Raw genomic sequence first — 21062 nt, forward strand, 5'->3', positions numbered from 1 at the left:
GTCGATTTATTCTTTCGTTTGGTCATCCTGAGCGTAGTCGAAGGGTTTTTAAGTTTGGAGTTTGGAAATCGATTAACCGATTTAAACAATTAACCGCTACTTAGCCCTAAGTCCATAGTCTTTAGTCGATTCATTCTTTCGTTTGGTCATCCTGAACGTAGTCGAAGGGTTTTTAAGTTTGGAGTTTTGGGTTGGGAGTTTGGAACCGATTTAAGCAATTAACCGCTACTTAGCCCTAAGTCCATAGTCTTTAGTCGATTCATCTTTTCGTTTGGTCATCCTGAGCGTAGTCGAAGGGTTTTTAAGTTTGGAGTTTGGAATCGATTAACCGATTTAAACAATTAACCGGTTAACCGAAAAATTAAACAAAAACAACTATTAACCAATGAACCAGTGACTAATGAACTATTGACTAATAAACTTTTCTCCCTATATTGTACAAAAAACAAAACGAGATGTCTGCAATAGAAATTATTTTAATCGGAGTGGTAATCCTGCTCATTTTTGGTGGTAAAAAACTGCCTGAACTGATGAGGGGAATAGGGAAGAGCGTGAAAGAATTTAAAGATGCCAAAAACGAACCTCCTGTTAAATAATTGTTTTTGTAAAACTTTCCTGTACGGGTACTGTTTCTAATCCAAAAGCATCTTTAAAATGGAAAATCAAAAACACGGACAGGACAAATTGAAATCAGATTTTACTGAAGAAAATGCCAAACATCCTGAAAAAGGATTAAATGAGTGGAATGATCGGCTGGATGAAAATCTGGAACCTGAAGATCACAGCAGCAGTACCGCCGACGAAAAAGCAAAAGAATTTTCTGAAAAATACGGAAGCGGGGATCAATCCGACGAAAGCGATAAGTGAATATTCATTATTTAATTTACAAATACTTTTTGTTAAGTTCTTTTCAATAAGGATTTTGTAAAACTATTCAAAAATTTTACACCACACCTCGTGCTTTATTACACGAAACCCGGTTTTTCTGCCTAAAAAATGTTAATTTTTTTCCATGTGATTTGATTAATAGTATATTGCATCTCTAATCAAACAAACATGTATAACGTTTTCAAACTAAGCTGATAGGTTAATGAACAGGCATTGGTTATTGGTTTTGTTGGTGTCTTTGTTTTTTACCAAAACATTTGGGCAAAATATTTCTAACGAGGGAACCGACTTTTGGGCGGTTTTCCCAACACATGTGCCATCTAATGGGGCAAATGGAAATATTGCTATTTTTGTAACTTCAAAATCTATTTCAGAAGTTACGGTAAGTTGTGGAAGCGCAGCGCCCGTTACCAAAACCATTCCTGCAAATACTGCCGTTAGATTTGATGTACCTCGTGCAAATGCTTATATTGATAGAGTAGCCGATGCAAATAAGGTGTTAGCTAACAGGGGGATACATATTAAAGTTAGCGATGGTAAACCTAAGGTATCTGTTTATGCCCACATTTATGGCAGGCAACGATCTGCCGCTTCTTTAATCCTGCCATTTGAAACTTTAGGACAGACCTATTATTCTATGAATTTTACACAGACTAATGGGGGGAATAATTTTTTAACGTTGGTTGGGGTAGAAGATAATACCAATATTATCCTGCATGAGAAAAATGGAAATAAAATACCCATTACCCTAAATAAAGCAGGTGATGCCTATGAATATTTGGCGCCTGGAACCGAAGATCTAACCGGCGTTTATGTTGAAACTGATCCTGCAACATCATCCTGTAAACGTTTTGCCGCATTTTCCGGGACTTCTGCCGTTGCAATTGTATGCAATAGCTCTCAGGACCCGTTGTTTCAGCAACTTTATCCAACAAATAGTTGGGGTAAAAATTATGGCGTGGTACCTTTTATCGACCGGAAATATATTTTGAGGATACTTGCACAAGAGGATAATACGAGTGTAAGCTATAACGGCATTACCCAGATTATTGATAAAGGGAAATTTATTGAAACTGAAGCATTAAGCATTTCTACCTTTATTACGGCTAATAAATTAATCAGCGTAGCAGAATATGCACTTTCTCAGGATTGTTCTTCAATAAATGGAAGACCTATCATGGGCGATCCGGAAATGGTGATTTTAAACCCCATCGAGTTCAATATAAAAGGGGTTACGGTATTCTCTTCCAATCTGGAGTCAATTGAAGAAAAATACATTAATGTGCTGATCCGGACAGATAAAACTTCGGGCTTTAGGTATAATGGTGTAGCACCCACTACTGCATGGACAACCTTAATTGGCAATCCGCTTTATTCCTACACGCAAATTCCGGTTAACAGTGAAAGTGTAACACTTACTGCCGCCGATGGTTTTAATGCCATTGCTTATGGTTTTGGCGATCACGAATCTTATGCCTATTCGGCGGGTACAAATTTATCATCCAATAACTACCTTACTGTTTATAACACGATAAGAAATGAAGAGGGACAGGATGGCTGTGTTGGCGAAAATTACAACATTAAAATTACGCTCCCTTATAAACCCAATCAGATCAGTTGGTCGCTGGATAATGAGGCTGTTATTTTACAGAATGCTCCGTTATTGTTAGAAACCAAAAATTTACCTGATGGAACCAGTATATACACCTACGATTCGCCTTACAGCAAAACTTATACAACAAAAGGCAAACATAATCTGGATGTTATCGCCTATCTGCCCAATGGATCAGCTTGTATATCAGGAGAAACACCTATAAATTACACTTTTGATATCTACGATCTTCCTACATCCAAATTTGACCCGCTAATAGGTTGTGCAGGTTCGGATGTGAAATTTACCGATAAAAGTGTACCCAATTCGGATCTTACCATTACAAAATGGTTATGGGATTTTGGTGATGAAACTAGCCCATCAACCGACCAGCATCCTGTGCATACTTATACAAAAGCAGGCGAATATTTTGCAAGGTTAACAGTGAGTACGGAATACAATTGCTCAAGTACTTCAGATTTAGTAAAAATAATTATAAATCCTACACCAGTTGCTGATTTTAACATTGCTGGATTCTGTACCAATAAACCAACAATTTTAACCGACAAATCTACGATTGAAAATCCCGGAAAGATTGTAAAATGGACCTGGGATTTTGGTGATGGAACGCCTCCGGTAACCTTCGACAATAATGTTATTCCGCCACATCAGTACAGTATTGTGGGTTCTTATATCATTACTTTAACTGTGGAGAGTGATAATCATTGTTCGAACATCAAGACGAGTGAGAAAATTGAGATATTTGATCCTCTTAAGGATGTTGATTTTACACTTCCGGATTTCTGTTTGGATGATGGTGTAGCCAAGTTTAAAAATACTTCTAAAAATCCTAATGGAACCACTACAGGTTTAACCGCAAAATGGACCTACAGTTTCAATAATGTTGTTGTTGCTTCTTCTTCGGGATTTGACGGCTCTTTTTCACCTACCGAAGTAGGGGATTATACCGTTACATTGATTGTTGAAAGCCAAAGTGGATGTGAAAGTTCTGTGCCTAAAACATTTACAGTTAACGGGGCAGTGGAAAAGGCTGAAATTGAGGTTGTAAGAAATAATGTTTGTGTAAACGATAAAATTATAATAAAAAACCGGTCAAACACTTTTGCCGGTAAGATTACCAAAATTGAAATTTATAGAGATTATCCAAAGGACAAAACAATTTATAAAACGATTCCTTATCCCGATAATAGCGATATAGAAATTCAATATGATACTTTTGGAGGTACTCTTGATCGGGAGGCGACAATAAGACTTGTTGCTTATTCAGGCGAAAGTTGTTTTAAGATTGATGAAAAACCTGTTATCTTAAAGCCTATACCGCAACTGGAATTTGGTGATATGCCTTCGGTTTGCGAAGCTGACGGAACGGTACAAATTACACAGGCTAGGCAGAAAGCTGAAGAAGAAGTAACCGGGGGTGAGGGCGAATACGCAGGCGATGGGACGAAATCTGATGGGACCTTTAACCCTAAAATTGCGGGTGTTGGAGAACATACCATTACCTACACTTACAGGGGGGATAATGGCTGTTCTAATTCTATCAGTAAAAATATCATCGTAAATCAATCACCAATAGCCGATGCAGGTAATTCAATTTATATACTTTCTGGCGGACAGATCGAACTTCCGGCAACCGCTGAAGGAAAGAATTTAAAATATGAATGGTCGCCGGCCACAGGTTTAAACAAAACCAATGTATTAAACCCGGTTGCTTCGCCAGATCAGGATACAGAATATACCCTAACGGCCACTACGCAACCAGATGGTTGTGCAACTACATCAAAAATATTGGTTAAGGTATTGCAGGCTTTAAATCCACCAAATACTTTTACCCCAAATGGTGATAATGTAAACGATACCTGGACGATCAAATATTTAGAATCTTATCCTAATGCTACCGTGGAAATATTTAACAGAAATGGCCTTAAAGTATTTTCAAGCAAAGGGTATAAGGTGCCGTTCGACGGAACTTACCAGAATGAACCACTTCCTGTTGGGGTTTATTATTACATTATTGCCCCGCAAAACGGACGAAAAACCATCACAGGACCTCTCACTATAATCAGATAAAATTGAAGAAGATCACGACCATATTTGCCCTTTTTGTAACTCTTAACTGTTTTGCACAGCAGAAGCCACAGTATACACAGTATATTTTTAATCAATACCTATTGAATCCCGCACTTTCGGGTATCGAAAATTACCTCGATTTTAAAGCGGGTTACCGCAAGCAATGGTCGGGCATTACCGATGCACCTCAAACCTCATTTGTATCGGCAAATTGGGCACTGGGCGATAACCAGCTTTGGAGCAATGCGCTCACTTCTTTTCCGGAACAAACAGGTAATCCAATGGACAGGAATTATATGCAGAATTATATGTCGTCGCCATCGCACCATGGCATGGGTTTAACGGCGGTGCTTGATAAAACCGGGCCAATAAAAAGGTTGGATGCGAATGTAACTTATGCTTACCATTTACAATTGAGCAATAATTTTAATTTATCGGCTGGTGTCGCCGCCGGCATTTCGAGTATCTCACTGGATGTAAATGCGCTTACTTTTGATACTCCGATCGATCCGATTATGAACAGGGCACTGATTAATCAGGTAAAACCTGATTTAAGCATTGGTTTATGGTTATATGGCGCCCGGTTATTTGCAGGTTTATCCGTACAACAGATTTTACCTCAAAAACTAAGTTTTACAGGCGATAATAACTATAATTTAGGGAAAGAAGTGCCCCATTATTTTGCAACAGCAGGCTATAAGTTTTTTGTAGATGATGAAATTTCTGCCATACCTTCAATAATGGTAAAATATGTATCGCCGGCACCGACTTCTATTGATTTAAACCTGAAGCTGGCTTTTAAAGATAAAATATGGTTGGGTGGGAGTTACCGTAAAGATGATTCTTTTGCGGCAATGGCTGGCTTTAATATCGGTAAAATGGTAAACTTAACCTATTCTTACGATTTTACAACGTCTCAATTAAATCAGGTAAGTAACGGCAGTCACGAAATTGTATTGGGTTTATTGCTTAACAACGTTTATAAAGTGCCGTCGTATATTAGAATGTGGTAATCTGTTGGCCGTCCCATCACTATAAAATACATAGCTTTTATTTGAAGCGCAAAGCCTGTATAAAACACTAAATTTCTTCCCGTTTCGCGCTTTTTATGGTGTGCTTGCTTGTTTCACAGATTTCTTCGGAGCTATTGCGAATGGCAGGACTGCAAACTGCCAAGCACACAGAACTGTTCATTTCCAATCCCAATAGCAATAGATAGATAGCTTATTTAGTGTTTTATGCCTTCAGCCGGCAATTAACTGTTAACTGATCTAAAGTTCTTTTCTTAACCTTGCAACCGGAATATTCATCTGTTCGCGATATTTGGCCACCGTTCTTCTTGCAATGTTATAACCTCTTTCTTTTAAAATTTCGGTTAATTTTTCATCAGCCAAAGGTTTACGTTTGTCTTCGTTGCCAATACAGTCTTCGAGTATTTTTTTAACCTCTTTATTCGAAACTTCTTCACCGTTTTCGGTTTGGATGGCTTCTGAAAAGAAAGATTTTAATAAGAAAGTACCAAATTCAGTTTGTACATATTTAGAGTTTGCTACACGCGATACAGTTGAGATGTCCATATCGATTTTATCAGCAATATCTTTTAAAATCATCGGGCGCATTTTACGCTCATCAGCCGTTAAAAAATATTCGTACTGGTAGTGCATAATGGCATTCATGGTTTTTAACAAAGTTTGTTGCCTTTGTTTAATCGCATCAATAAACCAACGGGCCGAATCCAGTTTCTGTTTTACAAACTGAACGGCTTCTTTAAGCTTTTTATCTTTTGATGAAGCTTTATCGTAATGCTCGAACATTTCCTGGTAAGACCTGCTTACTTTAAGTTCTGGGGCATTTTTCGAGTTTAAAGTTAAAATCAGGATGCCATCATTGTTGCTGATGTGAAAATCAGGGATGATCTGCATCTGTTTGGTGGTTACCTGGTTGGCATCACCCGGTTTTGGGTTTAAACGCAGGATTTCATTTACCACTTCCTTAAGTTCTTCGCTGTCTAAACCTAAGCTTTTTTCTAACTTATCGTAATGTTTGCGTGTAAACTCATCCAGGTAATTTTCTACCACATTCATGGCTTTAATAATGATGGGGTTACCTGGATCTTTCCTTTTTAATTGGATGAGCAAACATTCTTTTAAATCTCTCGCGCCAATGCCCGGAGGATCGAAACTCTGAATCAGTTTTAACATTTCCAATACATCTTCTTCCTCTACAATTACATTCTGCGAGAAAGCAAGGTCATCGATCATAGAACCCAGCGGACGGCGTAAATAACCATCATCATCCAAACTGCCGATAATCTGTTTACCGATGATAAAATCCTGATCAGAGAGGGGGATGAGGTCTAATTGTTCTTGTAAACTTTCGAAAAATGTACTTTCAATGGCGATTGGGGTTTCCTTTTTCTCCTCATCATCATCGCCGTTATTATAATTGGTGCTGTAATCATTGGCCGAATCGTCCTGCAGATAATCATCCACATTAAATTCGTCCATGCTGGTATCTTCTGATGATTTTTCGTAATCTTCCGGACCATCATTTAAATCGTCGTACTCGCTTTTAGGCTCGTCCTGCGTCATTAAACTTGGATCTTCAAGTGCCGGGTTTTCTTCCAGTTCTTCTTTTACACGCGTATCTAAAGCAACAGTTGGCACCTGTAACAGCTTGATAAACTGTATTTGTTGTGGTGATAACTTTTGTAATAATTTTTGTTGTAGATGTTGCTTTAGCATATAAAATATAAAAGAATGGGGCAAAAATAAACAATAGATTTCAGATATTCTCTGCAATTGATCTAAATGCTGTCGATATGTTAGGTTTTTAAAATTATTTCCTAAACATTTGCATTAAGTTTAATGTTTGCTATTTTAGTAAATAAATAAACTAAAATTATAAAATATGGGATTTGTAAAAGAATTTAAAGATTTTGCAGTTAAAGGAAATGTACTCGATTTAGCTGTTGGTGTAATTATTGGCGCAGCATTTGGCAAGATTGTGAGCTCATTGGTTGAAGATATTATTACCCCTGCGGTTTTAGGGCCAGCATTAAAAGCTGCCGGGCTGGAAGACCTGAGTAAACTTACTATTGCAGGCACCGCCATTAAGTATGGTAATTTTCTTTCACAGGTAATATCCTTTATTATTGTGGCATTGGTTCTTTTCCTGATTATTAAAGCAGCCAATAACTTGAAGAAAAAAGAAGAAGCAGTAGCGGTTGCAGCTCCTGTACCTACAAAAGAAGAAGTGCTTTTAACGGAAATCAGAGATTTATTAAAAGCAAAAGCATAACATTAAAGCTCCGCAGACCGATCCCGCCTGCGGAGTTTTTTTAATAACTCCTTTTTACCGTCGGGTCGGTAATAATGATGTAATCGCCCAGGTTTTTAAATTTTTCCCAATCTGGTTTTGCAAAACTTTCATCAGAAAATGATGAAATGTTTAATATTTTTAATTTCGGGCTTGCTTGCGCCAGTTTAGCCAGCGTGCCCAGTTTTTCATCACTATGGAAACGGCCATTCAGCTGTAAAACTTTTATTCCCTTATTTGCTTTCACAAATTTATTGATAGACCATGCCATGGTGGCATCCCATAAATTCTGGGTTTGGTAAATTTTCATTGAGCCCATATTGTGGCCACCTAACGTTTCGGTAAATTTCTCATAATACCTGCCCCTGGCGGTATCAATAGGTGTGGGAGGCAGAAAGTTAAATGAATTTTTAGGAAAATTTTCCAACACTTTCAATCCACCCATGGTAACCGCATTGCTGTAACGCGTGGCTGCATTAGCAGCTATCACTTTTAATTGATGTGCTTTGGCATATTCTACCAAAGGTTTATAATCTTTGTAATTTCCCCAGGCCCTGCCTTCTTTGATGAAATTTTTCTCCGAAATCAAGCCTGCTAAATATTCATCTACTTCCGGTTGCACATCAGTATAGAACATCTCTAACGATAGGGCCGTTTTTTGTGGATAGGCTGTACTTAGTTTTTTAAAAATTTCAGCTTCCAGGTAGTGCCCGATGGAATCGTTATGGTCTTCGCCAAAAAACAATACATCATTAGCATTCATATCTGTAATAATATCCTCTATGGTGATGGTTTTTTGCTTTTTTACATCGTAGATTTTGTAATGATCATTTATTTCCTGCGCATATGTTGCAGAAGAAATGCTTAAACCCAACATTAATAATAAAAATTTCATGGCCTCAAAATAGCAAAATAATTTTCACCGATAAAATAAGGTCGCTTACCGCCTTTTTGCCATTTCCTGCACTTTGTATATATGAAGCCTGCATGCTTATCAATACATTTGGTTATTAAATATTACACACATGGATAATCTCAATCATAACGATAACAACAACACTAAAACCTCCGGGAGGGCCTTAAGTGGTTTCATCATAGCGATCATTGGGGTCGCACTTTTGTTAAACAATATGCACTTAAATATTCCACGATGGATATTAAGCTGGTCTAATTTTTTAATCTTAATTGGTGTATTTATCGGCGTTCGTCGTAACTTTAAAGGAGTAGCCTGGTTAATCCTGATTTTAATCGGTGCTTACAATACTTTAGATAATATACCCAACCTGGATTTTGACCCCTCTAAATATGCTTTGGGTGTTGGTTTAGTGATTATTGGTGGGTTTTTGATTTTCAGGACAAAAGATTCACAGTTGTTTGGTAAGAAACGTAAGGATAAAAATAAAGCCAAATTTGATTTCGAAGGGGCAGCTAATGATAAAACGGCAAATAATAACGATATTATCGATGTAACGGCCATTTTTGGCGGAAGTACACAAACTGTTTATTCTAAAAACTTCCAGGGAGGCGATATTATGGCGATTTTTGGTGGGGCAGATATTGTAATGACCCAGGCCGATTTCCCTGAAACCGTTTCGCTTGATGTTACTGCAGTTTTTGGAGGAATTAAACTCATTGTACCGCAAAACTGGGCCATAAAATCGAACGTAACTGCTTTATTTGGTAGCGTTGAGGATAAAAGATCTCATTTGATGCCGGTATCAGAAATGAAAAAAACACTGATTTTGGATGGTACTGCATTATTTGGAGGGATCGAGATTAAGAGTTTCTAAACATTTATATAAAACATCGCCTATGAAATGGTTTGCAGTAAATTGTATCTATCAGGTAATTTGTGGTGAAGGAAAGCACATGCCCCAGTTTAACGAGCAAACACGTTTAATACTGGCAGAGGGAATTGCCCAGGCCTTGGATAAGGCAAAATTAAATGCTATACATTTTAACCCGCCTTTTAACAATTGTAAGGGCGATAAGGTGGTATGGAAGTTTATAGGTGTAGGAGGAATATCAGCTGTAGAAGAACCCGCTGATGGTGTAGAAGTAAGCTCGAGGATTGTTGAACCGAAATCGGTTGATAAATACCTGGAGAAACTGGAACACCGCAATAAATCATTAACTAATCAAAACCGTTTTGACAACTAGACCTTTATCCGTTCCGCAGATACAGAAGACATCACTTGCCCTTGCAATCGTATGGACTATACTGTGTGGTATTGGATTGCATTATGTGGTAAATTTTTCGTGGTGGATAGCTATAACTGATAGCCTGATCAATAATTTTTTATTGGCGCTGGCCTGTATCGGGATCAGTAATATGCTGGGTTATTATCAGCCTAAAAACGAACGGATCCTCTATGTGTTGATTATTACCCTCGCCCTTACATTCGTAATTATTTATGCTGCAAAATATAGCATGCTTTATATTTTTGCTGATTATACAAGTTATAAGGATTTCTATAATTTCTCTTTTGCTTTCCGTGGATTGATTTCTTTTATGTGTTTGGCCTGGTGTGCGCTGGCCAATATTTTATGGTATAGGTTAGAAGAACAATCAGAAACGCACGAAAGGCTTTCTGCTGTTAAAAGTCTGGCTAAAGAAGCCGAACTGAATAAACTAAGACATCAATTACAACCACATTTTCTTTTTAATAGCTTAAACTCCGTATTTGCCTTAACCATGGTCAATCCGAAAGAGGCAGGGGTGATGATTATGAAACTGGCATCCTTTCTCCGTGGAACCTTAAAACGTGATGACGAATTATGGGTATCGGTAGAGGAAGAAATGGAGTACATTCAATTGTACCTCGATATTGAAAAGGTGAGGTTTAGTCATAGGTTAAATATCGAAGTAAACGTAGCAGAGGATACTTTAAACCTTTGTTTGCCAGGAACTTTATTACAGCCCATAGTAGAAAATGCTATAAAATTCGGACTTTATAATACTTCTGCAGGCATTACGATAAAGGTTGATGTTACCGTTGAATATAATATTTTACAATTGCGCGTACAAAATCCTTTCGATCCTGAAATGAAGGCTGCCGGTGGAACCGGATTTGGTTTAAGCGCCATTAAACGCAGGTTATATCTGTTATTTGCAAATACTCATTTATTACAAACCGATATTGAGGCAAATAATTTATATATTACCACCCTAAAAATTCCACAAAAAAATGATCAGAACCATACTAATTGACGATGAGCCTTTAGCAAGAGATATTGTAAAATTTTATCTTTCCGATCATGCAGAAATAGAGATTGTAGCCGAATGTGGCGATGGATTTGAAGGCTTAAAAGCAATTACCCAGCATAAACCCGACTTAATATTTCTGGATATCCAGATGCCTAAAATCAGCGGTTTCGAAATGCTCGAACTGGTTGAAGATAAACCCGCAGTCATTTTTACTACCGCTTTTGATGAGTTCGCCATTAAAGCATTCGAAGTTAATGCCGTAGATTACCTGTTAAAACCGATTGATAAATCGCGTTTTGATGCGGCCATTAAAAAACTGCCGAATAAATTAAACCAAACCGAAAATACAGAAGCCGTTTTAGATGCAGCAGCATTAAGTCCTGCACAAAACAATAGGGTAGTAGTTAAAAAGGACGGTGTAATTAAAATTATTCCGGTCGCCGATATCAATTACCTCGAAGCTGATGATGATTACGTGAAATTAAGCACAGTTGATGGCGTATTTTTTAAAAATAAAACCATGGCTTATTTTGAGCAGACGCTCGATGCGGGCCAGTTTATCCGCATACACCGCTCATACATCATTAACCTTGCACAGGTAACCAAAATAGAGTTAAAAGAGAAAGATAGTTATGTGGTGCTGTTAAAATCCGATATCTGGCTGCCGGTAAGTAAAACTGGTTATGTGAAGTTGAAAGCAGCTTTGGGGTTGTAGGCTGATTTTTATTTGGAAAACAATCAATTGCTAAAGTCATTGTTAGTCCTGCTTTCCGTTACAATCTTTTGCCCTTCAACTGCGTTACCATTGACAGATTTCACAAAAGCGGGTCGTCATTCCCGCCTTCGCTTATGGTGTGGACACATCTTTTTTAAATTTTTGTGGCGTTATGCTAGCTTGCTTTGAAATAACCCGGTCCTAACCGAAGGACTCCGTCAATCCCAAGTGGCGGAAGGATCAAAAAAACAGTTTCACAATAGGACAACTTGCGCTACCAAACCTGAAATGCAGTGGTTTTGTGAAAATATCAATCAAACTTTCATTGAGCAGAAACGAGCAAAACAATTGCCGCTGTTTTTTTGATGAGCGTGGGATGGTGAGAAGCCACATTGCCGGATTGACAAAGCGCTTTGGGTAATTGGCGCCCCAAAATGCGCAGCATTCTTGAACACCATTAAAAACAACATTAACTGTGAAAAACTACCTTGCCGCCGCGGCATAGAGCGGAAAAAGAATCTTTATAATTAATTGTGTCCACACGATAGGCACAGGCGGGAATCTTAAAGCTTATTGCATTAAGATTCCCAATCCAGTTGGGAATGACGATTTCTCGCAGCCTGTCGATTCCTTAAAATTTCTGTCATTTACATTGGTTTTTATGCCATAAATTATTTCTCAGGAGGCAAAAAGAATTTTCACTGCAATCAGGTTTGTTTTACGGGGGGGGGATTCTTATTAGCGGATTGTTCCTTTATAGCGTATTAAATTGCCTATCTCGTTCGGTAGGAATGCCTCCTGGGTAGAAAAAATGCAATATGCATATTTTCGTTTCGTGAAGAAATATCCATTAATAAATGGCCATTAGTTGCGTTTTTGAAAAGATTTTTTACATTTGCATCTAAATAGAAAAAATAATAATTAATCACTCTTGCATTTGTAGAGAAATCGCTTTATATTTGCACCTCTTAATTTTACAATAGATAATATACAGTCATGAAAAGAACATACCAACCTTCGCAAAGAAAGAGAAGAAACAAACACGGCTTCCGCGAAAGAATGGCAACAGCTAACGGCAGACGAGTATTAGCATCACGTCGTGCTAAAGGAAGAAAAAGATTAACAGTTTCTGACGAACGCAAGCATAAAGCATAATTTTTGATTGCTTTTCCGTTAACCCGGAATTGGCAGATCAGAATCTGCAGTTATCAATCAAAAATATATGTACACATTCAGGAAAGAAGAACGGTTATGCAGCAGGAAACATTTAGACCTGTTGTTTAAAAACGGTTCTTCTTTTTTATTATACCCATTTCGGGTTTCTTATCTTTTTATTGATGAACCAGCCAATGTGCAGGCACAGGTGGTTATCAATGTTCCTAAAAAAAGATATAAGCGGGCAGTAGATCGCAATCTGCTCAAACGCCGCATCCGCGAAGCTTACCGTTTAAACAAACAAGATAAATTATATCTTCCGCTACCGATCGATAGGGGATTACTTTTATTTTCCATTCAGTTTGTGGGTAAGGATAAATACGAATTTGCCTTTATCGAGAAAAAACTGATCACTACTTTTAAGCGTTTTCAAAATTTAATCCAGCCCAATGAAATTCATCAATAAAATTTTTGGCTGGTTCTTTTTAGGTTTGATCAAAGTTTATCAATACGCCATTTCGCCCATGTTAGGTGCGAATTGCAGATTTACGCCTACCTGCTCACAGTACGGCATAGAAGCCATTAAAAAACATGGACCTTTTAAAGGTGGCTGGCTGGCACTAAAACGCATTGGCCGCTGTCATCCCTGGGGCAAACACGGGCACGATCCGGTTCCATAGCTTTTAGTTCATTGGTTCATTAGCCATTAGTTTATTGGGTTAAGCGGTTAATTGTTTAAAACGATTAATTGACTGCAAACACCCAACTTAAAAACCCTTGACTACGCTATCAATAACAGATTCTAAAGAATGGTCGTCATTCCCGCGCAGGCGGGAATCTTAATGCAATCTGCAACCCCTACCAAGGCATTACGATTGCCAGTCGAGCTGGCAATGACGATTCTACGCACTGTCATTAAACCTCCAATGTATTTGAAAAATGCTAACCTCTATCAATGACAAATTCTAAAGAATGGTCGTCATTCCCGCGCAGGCGGGAATCTTAATGCAACCTGCAATCCTACTAAGGTATAACGATTGCCAGTCGAGCTGGCAATGACGATTCTATGCACTGTCATTAAACCTTCAATGTGTTTGCAAAATTCTAAGCGCTACCATTGGCAGACTCCCATAAAAAGGTCAGGACAGGCTGTCGGCGGAAGAAGCCTTCCAGCAATGGCGATTTATCGGGGAGTATCGCCATCATGGAGTTTCTCTGTCACTCATATTGATTTTTATACAATAAATATCCCTAAGAATGACAAAAGGAAAGGATGAATCGACTAAATTTCGGACTAGCGAGCAGTTAAATCCACTCCAAACCCCAAACTCTCAACTCCAAACTTATCGTCACTCTTCCATTTTTACTTATCTTTGCCCTATGGCTAAAATACTTCAAATAGAAACGGCTACAGCAGTCTGTTCTGTGGCATTATCTATCAACGGCGAAACAATTTCAGTTAAAGAGGAACAAGGGCAAAACCTGCATGCAGCAAATTTAACCTTGTTTATTGATGAGGTAATCAAAGCTGCAGGCCTGAGTTATTCAGAATTGGATGCCATTGCTGTAAGTAAAGGCCCGGGATCTTATACCGGTTTACGGATTGGTGTTTCTACCGCAAAAGGACTTTGTTATGCTTTGGATAAACCATTGATTGCTGTTGAAACATTAGAAATGATGGCCGCAGGTTTTTTGGCTGAAAATCCAGCTTATTCAGGTTTAATTTGCCCGATGATTGATGCCCGCAGGATGGAGGTTTATACTTCGGTTTTTGCTTCCTCATTAAATGTATTATTACCAACCGAAGCCAAAATTATCGATGAGACAAGTTTTGCTGATCTCCTTTCGCAGCATCCAATCACCTTTTTGGGCGACGGGGCAGCTAAATGTGCTGAAGTTTTAACACAACAGAATGCAAAATTTGATAGTGCTAATTTCAACTCAGCAGCCTATATGTCTAAATTAGCCATTCACGCTTTCGATAATAGTGACTTTGAAGATGTAGCTTACTTCGAGCCTTTTTACCTAAAGGATTTTGTGGTTACACAGTCGAAAAAACAACAGGCACAAGGTTAAGCTTATTTCTTTTTAAACACCGAAAAAAGGCTTTTAAAGAAGCTTCCACCTTCACTTTTGTCATTTATACCCGGTATTACATCAGCAAACTGCGGGTGATTAACCACATCGCCAAATTTAATCCCAACGCCCATATAAAAAGAAGCTCCATTTGGTCCGCTGCCTACCGTAGCATCTTTTTTAATGGTTCCGATCGTTTGGAAGCTCGTTGCCACTAAATTGTCGGTACCCAAAAACAACTCGAAGTTAGGGGTTTGGTATTTTGCCTGCAATCCAACCATAAAAACGCCATTTAAGTTATATAATGGTGTTATACTTCCAGAAAAATCGCTGGCAATAAAAGTATTAACAAAAGCAATGTCTCCGCCTTTATAAAACAGGTTTTTCGAAACTGCTATTGCGGGTTTGTAAAAACCGTAACGTTTAGACATATAAACATCCAATTTGGCATTGGTAGGGGCCAAAAACTTTTTAGGCTGCTCTGCCAGCAAAAAGATGTCTTTTATTTCCTGATTGGTGTTCGATTGGTTGTTCAACAAATCCTCTATCAATTTCGATTGGTTTATCGTAGTGCGCTGTGTATTGCTGCGCCACCAGATAAAGCCTAAATCTTTAATATTGGCCATTAAAAAGAGACCCTTTTTAGTGGTGTAATTGGTTCCAAAACTTAATGATAATCCCGGGTTTTTAAAGTTGGGGAAGAAGTTTTTCTTGTCTACTTCATTAAAATCTGTGAAATTGGCAGAATAAGTGCCTTTTAGCCCGATTAACATGGCGGATGCCTGAGGATCGATATAAAGGTAAGAGTCGGAGATATCGAGTTTGTTGTATAAAATCCCGCTTAATAAACTTGCTTTTAAACCAAAAGCAAGTCTCTTGTTCCAATTTTCGCGGTAAGTAAAACTAAACTGGTGATAACTTTGCTCATATCCTTTGGTATCAAATATGCCATTATACTGCTGACCTTTGTTAAAACGTTCAAAAGAATCGAAAATGGCTAAAGTTTCGTTGGTATAATCAATATGGGCATCCGACCTGATTTGCCAGGAAAAACCCATTTCTTTTTGGTACTTGTATGATTTAAAAAGGCGGAATGTGGCTACATAAACATTACTGTTTTCGAAGAAATGGTTAATTTCTCCTGTTCCTATAGGCAAACCAGTGGTATTGTACTCGCCTTCTTGTGATAATCTTCTAACGATATATTTCGAACTCCCTTTATTAATGGCATTTACACCAAAATAGGGCAGGAAGAAATTAGAAGAGAATTTCCGTGACGAATCGAGTGTGAAAGATTTTTGAGAAGGGTTTTCGAAAGCATCAAACATGGTTTTTGTTCCGAATAACGCATATTGTTGTGCATTTGCAACTCCGAAGCTGGCCAAAGCCAATAACGCAAGTAAAAGTTTCTTCATGTAAATAGTTTTTCTGGGATGATTTCTTATTAACGGTTACTTAACGAATCTGGTATTTCTGGTTTTAAATATTTGTTTAAAAGCAAGTTAGTGATGAATTTGTTCCGGTCTGCACTCATCTGATAATAAAAAGTATCGAAACTTTTTAAACCGCTATCAGCCCTTAAATGTTTGTAAAAGCCCAATAAGATATTGCTTCTGAAAATATCTGCTGAGTTTTTCGTATTGATGTAATAACTTATGTTCGAAGTTGTCGAAACCTGGTTCATTGCATCTAAATACTGTGGCGTTTGAATCAAAAGCCTGTTATTCTTATAATCATTTAAAAATGATTGAATGGTACTCGCATTATTGGCCACAATTAAAGTATTATCTGCAATGGCATAATATGGCCTGCCAAACTTTTTAAAAGGCTCTCCAAAATAACTGTAAAGGATATCTGATGATTTAAACAGCTTAATATCTTCGTTATAATCCGCACTCACATCAAGCAAAAGCTGTTTTACCTTTTCTCCATTGGATAATGAAATGGCACCCAGTTTTTCGGTGGTACTTAACTGGAAAAGGATAAATTGATTTTTGGTATAGATTGGGAATATTGCATTTAAATCTGTTCTGTATTCATCTTTTATTTTTTTGATAACCGCGCTAACTTTAATGTTTATTTTTGTCTGCTCTTGCCAGTTATTTAACTTTTTTAGCCATTTGGTATAATCATCGTAAGCGTATAAGGCATAGTTTGCCGTGTTATCAGGCAATATATTCTGGATTGAAGTGTTTTGTGCAGCAGTACTTTCGAATAGTTTAAGGTAGTTTTGCTGGTTTTTTAGCTCGGTATTTCCACTGAAAAGGATTTTTTCCTTACTAAAGTTGTAATTAAGTACCGCAAAACTGTTCTGTTTATTAAAAATAGCAATTTCACCATTTATATTTCCGGCAATAATGTTCTTTAATAATAGCGGTGCCTGGTTAAAGTTGATGTACACATGCGCCAGCACATTTTTAATCTGCCTGTTATTTTCTTTAATATATTCGGTAAAAGGATTTTCAGTTAAACGTACATTAGCATCATTTATCAGTTTTAAAGAGGTAGAAACGGTGAGTACCTGAGCATGAATACCCAGATAAACCGATAAACTATCATTTAATTTAACGGTGTAAAGTTCTTTTGAATTTTCAGTGATCGATTTTTTTGTTTTTAAAGCGCCGTAGAATTTTTTCAGGTCGTTATCCGGCTGGATTTGTAGCGTGATCAGGAAATTTAGCGTTTTATTCGAATCGGGAAGCACACTGATGTATACCTGTTGATCTTTCAGGTATTTATTTAGTCCGCTGTCATCAATAATATTCGATTTTAATTGCCTTAACAGGTTCATTTTATCTTTTCCCAAAACCTGTTGGATCAGCTGCTGACCTTCTATGATATCGTAAAAACCTTTATCGTTCTGAAAAGAAAATACCAAAGCAGCATTATTGGTGGCCGATTGCAAGGCCAGGTCCTTCGCATCATTATCGGTACCCAATCTCGAAAAATAGAAGTATGCCATAAAGGCTACACCTAAAAATAATGCACTTGTTAGAATTACGATTTTTTTCATCTGCTGTGCAACAAATTTAATTTATTACATTGATTAGTGAGAAGTTCTTTGTCAATTTATTAATTTAGCGATTGCTACTAGCAAATCATTATGAATAAACGAATAATCCTTACTGCTTCTTTTTTTGGTGCTGTTGCTGTTTTACTGGGTGCTTTTGGTGCGCATGGTTTAAAAGCCTTAATTGATGGACCATCATTAGAAATTTGGCAAAAAGGTGTTGATTATCAGTTCTATCATACCTTCGCATTATTATACCTGTCTACCTTTGCACGCTACCGGAACAAGCTGATTAATATTGCTTATTTCTGTTTTACATTTGGTATCATTCTTTTTTCAGGTTCTTTGTATTTATTAGCTACGCGAAGCATATCGCACCTGGGTTTTACAGAATTTATCGGTCCGTTAACCCCGATTGGCGGACTTTTATTGGTGTTGGGATGGATAATGCTCTTTTTTGCAGCATTTAAAGATAAATAATGAATAGTTTCGAAAACGATATTTTTGCAGAAAGAGAAACACTTTTTGTTGAGGTTATTTTGCCCTTATCTTTGGCGAAGAACTATACTTATCGTGTACCTTTTGATTTAAACGATGAGATTGCCATCGGGAAACGGGTGGTGGTACAGTTTGGAAAACACCGCATTTATACCGCACTAATCAGTGTAATTACCACCGTGCCGCCAACAGTGTACGAAGCGAAATACATTATTGACGTGGTGGATGCTGAACCTGTAATCACACCCATGCAGCTCAAATTCTGGACCTGGATGACGAACTATTACATGTGCAACGAAGGTGATGTAATGGCAGCGGCACTACCGGCAAGTTTAAAACTGGCCAGCGAAACCATCCTGATCCTGCGTGAAGATTATAATGAGGCTACTGAACTTAGCGATAAAGAAGAAATCATTATCAATGCGCTGAAACAGCAGCAAAAACTTACGGTTAACGATGTTTCTAAACTGCTCGGGCAGAAAACTGTATATCCGATTATTAACCATTTATTGGATAAGGAGTTGGTTTTAGTGGCAGAAGAGGTCGTACAGAAGTACAAACCTTTGCTTAAATCGTTCGTAATATTGAACGATTTTTATGCCGAAGAAGAAAATTTAAAACAACTATTCAGTGTACTTGAGAAGGCTCCAAAACAATTAGACGCATTGCTGGGATACCTCAAATTACAAAAATCGAACCTGCCGATTTCTAAAGAACAGCTTTTAGAGGAAAGTAATTGCGGCGCTGGTGCCCTGAAAGCTTTAACCGATAAGGATATTTTTGTGGTAATGAAAAGGCCGGTAAGCCGCTTGGCCGCCCATGATGAGGAATTTAGTGTAAATTTCAAACTCAACGATGGTCAACAGAAAGCTTTAGGCCAGATTAACCAGTATTTTGAAGAAAAAGAGGTGGTGTTATTGCATGGTGTTACGGCGTCAGGCAAAACGCAGGTTTATATCAAACTCATTGAAGAAATTATCCAAAATACCGATGGGCAGGTATTGTTCCTTTTGCCCGAAATCGCTTTAACCACGCAGATTGTAGAGCGGATTAAACGTTATTTTGGAAATTCCATCGGGGTATATCATTCTAAATTTAACAATAGCGAAAGGGTAGAAATCTGGAATAAGGTAAGAACGGGTGCATATAAAGTAATTCTTGGTGCGCGTTCAGCTGTTTTTCTTCCTTTCCAGCATTTAAAATTAATTGTGGTTGATGAAGAACATGAACCATCTTATAAACAATACGATCCAGCACCACGATACCAGGCAAGGGATGCAGCCATTTATTTAGGATATCTGCACCAGGCTAAAGTTATTTTAGGTTCGGCTACGCCATCTTTAGAAAGTTATTATAATGCGCTACAGGGTAAGTATGGCCTCGTAGAGATGAAAGAACGTTTCGGTGGGGTACAATTGCCCAATCAACAGGTGGTAAGCATTTCGGAAGAAACCAAGAAAAAAACGATGAGTTCGTATTTTTCGAGTGTGCTGATTAAAGATATCGACCTGGCACTTTCTAAAAAGGAACAGATTGTGCTGTTCCAGAACAGAAGGGGATATGCCACCATTCTGATTTGTGCAACCTGTGGTTATACCCCAAAATGCGTAAACTGCGATGTAAGTTTAACCTACCATAAAAGTAGCGGGAAACTGCATTGCCATTATTGTGGTTACCAGCAAAGCAGTGTAAACATCTGTCCCGCTTGTGGTTCGGTACACGTAGAGCAAAAAGGATTCGGTACCGAACGTATTGAAGAAGAACTCCGTTTGCTTTATCCCGAGGTAACCATTGCCCGTTTGGATATGGATAGCACACGAACCAAAAATGGTCTGCAGCAAATTTTAAACGATTTTCAGGAAAAGAAAACCGATATTTTAATTGGTACCCAGATGGTGGCCAAAGGATTGGATTTCGATAACCTGAACCTGATTGGTGTAATTAATGCCGATACTTTATTGGGGTATCCAGATTTCCGTGCTTACGAACGTAGTTTCCAGTTGCTGGCACAAGTTGCAGGGAGGGCAGGTAGAAGGGCCGAGCAAGGGAATGTTTGCATCCAGACTTACGATGCTGAAAACCGGATCATCAAACAGGTGGTAAACAACGATTATGAAGGGATGTACAATGATGAAATTGTGGAGCGTGAAAAGTTTTTATATCCGCCATTTTCAAGGATGATTTTTCTGTACATCAAACATAAAGATTCACATGTTTTAGATCATGCAGCTTTAACATTGGCCAATATCCTTAAGGCAAAGTTTGGTAAAAGGGTTTTAGGTCCCGAACAGCCATTGGTAAGTCGCGTAAGGAATCTTTATATCAAACAGATCATTATCAAAGCGGATAAACATACAGCCATTCAAAAAGTTAAAGATGCATTGCGCGAAACCCTGACAGAATTTAACGCAACCAAAGAATTTAAAGGGATTTTTACGCAGATAGATGTAGATCCTTATTAGGAAATTATGGAATGATCGAATGAATGAATTACAGAATGTTAGAAGGCAGA

Annotated in this window: 19 protein-coding genes; 15 read left to right on the forward strand and 4 right to left on the reverse strand. The window is 37.9% G+C overall.

Features of this window, described 5'->3' with window-relative positions; translation table 11 throughout:
* Positions 1–455 precede the first annotated feature (455 nt).
* The 4 genes from R2R28_RS08810 (at position 456) to R2R28_RS08825 (ending at position 5583) form a co-directional block, all read left to right on the forward strand.
* Positions 456–596, forward strand: coding sequence for a twin-arginine translocase TatA/TatE family subunit (locus tag R2R28_RS08810; RefSeq protein ID WP_084153034.1), 141 nt, complete (start codon positions 456–458; stop codon positions 594–596).
* A 58-nt stretch (positions 597–654) separates the two neighbouring features.
* Positions 655–867 (forward strand): hypothetical protein, encoded by a 213-nt coding sequence (locus tag R2R28_RS08815; protein WP_316825317.1) that lies wholly within the window; start codon positions 655–657, stop codon positions 865–867.
* Between the two features lie 223 nt (positions 868–1090).
* The gene (locus tag R2R28_RS08820; protein ID WP_316825318.1) at positions 1091–4570 is read left to right on the forward strand and encodes a PKD domain-containing protein; all 3480 of its coding nucleotides are present in this window, start codon (positions 1091–1093) and stop codon (positions 4568–4570) included.
* A gap of 2 nt (positions 4571–4572) precedes the next feature.
* Positions 4573–5583: a type IX secretion system membrane protein PorP/SprF gene (locus R2R28_RS08825; protein ID WP_316825319.1), complete on the forward strand. Its 1011-nt coding sequence runs from the start codon at positions 4573–4575 to the stop codon at positions 5581–5583.
* Positions 5584–5841: 258 nt separating this feature from the next.
* On the opposite strand, the gene rpoN is transcribed toward R2R28_RS08825, so the two are convergent.
* Positions 5842–7314 (reverse strand): RNA polymerase factor sigma-54, encoded by a 1473-nt coding sequence (rpoN, locus tag R2R28_RS08830; RefSeq protein ID WP_316825320.1) that lies wholly within the window; start codon positions 7312–7314, stop codon positions 5842–5844.
* 166 nt (positions 7315–7480) lie between these two features.
* Between rpoN and mscL the strand changes: the two genes are divergently transcribed.
* Positions 7481–7870, forward strand: coding sequence for a large-conductance mechanosensitive channel protein MscL (mscL, locus tag R2R28_RS08835; protein ID WP_316825321.1), 390 nt, complete (start codon positions 7481–7483; stop codon positions 7868–7870).
* 40 nt (positions 7871–7910) lie between these two features.
* Here the strand turns inward: mscL and R2R28_RS08840 are convergent, their stop codons facing one another.
* Entirely contained in the window at positions 7911–8783 is an 873-nt protein-coding gene (locus R2R28_RS08840) for a ChaN family lipoprotein (protein ID WP_316825322.1), read from the reverse strand.
* A gap of 130 nt (positions 8784–8913) precedes the next feature.
* Between R2R28_RS08840 and R2R28_RS08845 the strand changes: the two genes are divergently transcribed.
* The 8 genes from R2R28_RS08845 (at position 8914) to tsaB (ending at position 15042) form a co-directional block, all read left to right on the forward strand.
* Complete coding sequence (locus R2R28_RS08845; RefSeq protein WP_316825323.1) at positions 8914–9678, forward strand: LiaF transmembrane domain-containing protein; 765 nt, start codon at positions 8914–8916, stop codon at positions 9676–9678.
* A 22-nt stretch (positions 9679–9700) separates the two neighbouring features.
* Positions 9701–10048 (forward strand): DUF4288 domain-containing protein, encoded by a 348-nt coding sequence (locus tag R2R28_RS08850; protein ID WP_316825324.1) that lies wholly within the window; start codon positions 9701–9703, stop codon positions 10046–10048.
* The gene (locus tag R2R28_RS08855; protein WP_316825325.1) at positions 10038–11099 is read left to right on the forward strand and encodes a sensor histidine kinase; all 1062 of its coding nucleotides are present in this window, start codon (positions 10038–10040) and stop codon (positions 11097–11099) included. Before R2R28_RS08850 ends, R2R28_RS08855 begins: the two co-directional genes overlap by 11 nt.
* Positions 11077–11811, forward strand: coding sequence for a LytR/AlgR family response regulator transcription factor (locus tag R2R28_RS08860; RefSeq protein ID WP_316825326.1), 735 nt, complete (start codon positions 11077–11079; stop codon positions 11809–11811). Before R2R28_RS08855 ends, R2R28_RS08860 begins: the two co-directional genes overlap by 23 nt.
* Positions 11812–12807: 996 nt before the next feature.
* A complete protein-coding gene (rpmH, locus tag R2R28_RS08865; protein WP_010601723.1) occupies positions 12808–12966 on the forward strand; it encodes a 50S ribosomal protein L34 in 159 nt (52 codons plus the stop codon).
* A 67-nt stretch (positions 12967–13033) separates the two neighbouring features.
* On the forward strand, positions 13034–13432 hold the full coding sequence (locus R2R28_RS08870; protein WP_316825327.1) for a ribonuclease P protein component: 399 nt from the start codon (positions 13034–13036) through the stop codon (positions 13430–13432).
* Positions 13416–13646, forward strand: coding sequence for a membrane protein insertion efficiency factor YidD (gene yidD, locus R2R28_RS08875; RefSeq protein ID WP_108201106.1), 231 nt, complete (start codon positions 13416–13418; stop codon positions 13644–13646). Before R2R28_RS08870 ends, yidD begins: the two co-directional genes overlap by 17 nt.
* A gap of 700 nt (positions 13647–14346) precedes the next feature.
* The gene (tsaB, locus tag R2R28_RS08880; protein ID WP_316825328.1) at positions 14347–15042 is read left to right on the forward strand and encodes a tRNA (adenosine(37)-N6)-threonylcarbamoyltransferase complex dimerization subunit type 1 TsaB; all 696 of its coding nucleotides are present in this window, start codon (positions 14347–14349) and stop codon (positions 15040–15042) included.
* Positions 15043–15044: 2 nt separating this feature from the next.
* Here tsaB and R2R28_RS08885 read toward each other — a convergent pair whose 3' ends face one another.
* Both R2R28_RS08885 and R2R28_RS08890 read right to left on the reverse strand, forming a co-directional pair.
* Positions 15045–16457, reverse strand: a complete 1413-nt coding sequence (locus R2R28_RS08885; RefSeq protein ID WP_316825329.1) for a DUF5723 family protein — start codon at positions 16455–16457, stop codon at positions 15045–15047.
* A gap of 29 nt (positions 16458–16486) precedes the next feature.
* A complete protein-coding gene (locus R2R28_RS08890) occupies positions 16487–18055 on the reverse strand; it encodes a hypothetical protein (RefSeq protein WP_316825330.1) in 1569 nt (522 codons plus the stop codon).
* Positions 18056–18145: 90 nt separating this feature from the next.
* Here R2R28_RS08890 and R2R28_RS08895 point away from each other — a divergent pair, with 90 nt between their 5' ends.
* The gene (locus R2R28_RS08895; protein ID WP_113948270.1) at positions 18146–18532 is read left to right on the forward strand and encodes a DUF423 domain-containing protein; all 387 of its coding nucleotides are present in this window, start codon (positions 18146–18148) and stop codon (positions 18530–18532) included.
* Complete coding sequence (gene priA, locus R2R28_RS08900; RefSeq protein ID WP_316825331.1) at positions 18532–21012, forward strand: primosomal protein N'; 2481 nt, start codon at positions 18532–18534, stop codon at positions 21010–21012. The genes R2R28_RS08895 and priA overlap by 1 nt, the downstream gene beginning before the upstream one ends.
* Positions 21013–21062: the final 50 nt, after the last annotated feature.

This window comes from Pedobacter miscanthi, from assembly GCF_032678605.1.
GTDB classification, from domain to species: domain Bacteria; phylum Bacteroidota; class Bacteroidia; order Sphingobacteriales; family Sphingobacteriaceae; genus Pedobacter; species Pedobacter miscanthi_A.

Excerpts from the sequence above, each read along its gene's own strand:
- R2R28_RS08810 (WP_084153034.1), top strand. The coding sequence starts at position 456 with ATGTCTGCAATAGAAATTATTTTAATCGGAGTGGTAATCCTGCTCATT.
- R2R28_RS08815 (WP_316825317.1), top strand. The coding sequence starts at position 655 with ATGGAAAATCAAAAACACGGACAGGACAAATTGAAATCAGATTTTACT.
- R2R28_RS08820 (WP_316825318.1), top strand. The coding sequence starts at position 1,091 with ATGAACAGGCATTGGTTATTGGTTTTGTTGGTGTCTTTGTTTTTTACC.
- rpoN (WP_316825320.1), bottom strand. The coding sequence starts at position 7,314 with ATGCTAAAGCAACATCTACAACAAAAATTATTACAAAAGTTATCACCA.
- mscL (WP_316825321.1), top strand. The coding sequence starts at position 7,481 with ATGGGATTTGTAAAAGAATTTAAAGATTTTGCAGTTAAAGGAAATGTA.
- R2R28_RS08840 (WP_316825322.1), bottom strand. The coding sequence starts at position 8,783 with ATGAAATTTTTATTATTAATGTTGGGTTTAAGCATTTCTTCTGCAACA.
- R2R28_RS08845 (WP_316825323.1), top strand. The coding sequence starts at position 8,914 with ATGGATAATCTCAATCATAACGATAACAACAACACTAAAACCTCCGGG.
- R2R28_RS08850 (WP_316825324.1), top strand. The coding sequence starts at position 9,701 with ATGAAATGGTTTGCAGTAAATTGTATCTATCAGGTAATTTGTGGTGAA.
- R2R28_RS08860 (WP_316825326.1), top strand. The coding sequence starts at position 11,077 with ATGATCAGAACCATACTAATTGACGATGAGCCTTTAGCAAGAGATATT.
- rpmH (WP_010601723.1), top strand. The coding sequence starts at position 12,808 with ATGAAAAGAACATACCAACCTTCGCAAAGAAAGAGAAGAAACAAACAC.
- R2R28_RS08870 (WP_316825327.1), top strand. The coding sequence starts at position 13,034 with ATGTACACATTCAGGAAAGAAGAACGGTTATGCAGCAGGAAACATTTA.
- yidD (WP_108201106.1), top strand. The coding sequence starts at position 13,416 with ATGAAATTCATCAATAAAATTTTTGGCTGGTTCTTTTTAGGTTTGATC.
- tsaB (WP_316825328.1), top strand. The coding sequence starts at position 14,347 with ATGGCTAAAATACTTCAAATAGAAACGGCTACAGCAGTCTGTTCTGTG.
- R2R28_RS08885 (WP_316825329.1), bottom strand. The coding sequence starts at position 16,457 with ATGAAGAAACTTTTACTTGCGTTATTGGCTTTGGCCAGCTTCGGAGTT.
- R2R28_RS08890 (WP_316825330.1), bottom strand. The coding sequence starts at position 18,055 with ATGAAAAAAATCGTAATTCTAACAAGTGCATTATTTTTAGGTGTAGCC.
- R2R28_RS08895 (WP_113948270.1), top strand. The coding sequence starts at position 18,146 with ATGAATAAACGAATAATCCTTACTGCTTCTTTTTTTGGTGCTGTTGCT.
- priA (WP_316825331.1), top strand. The coding sequence starts at position 18,532 with ATGAATAGTTTCGAAAACGATATTTTTGCAGAAAGAGAAACACTTTTT.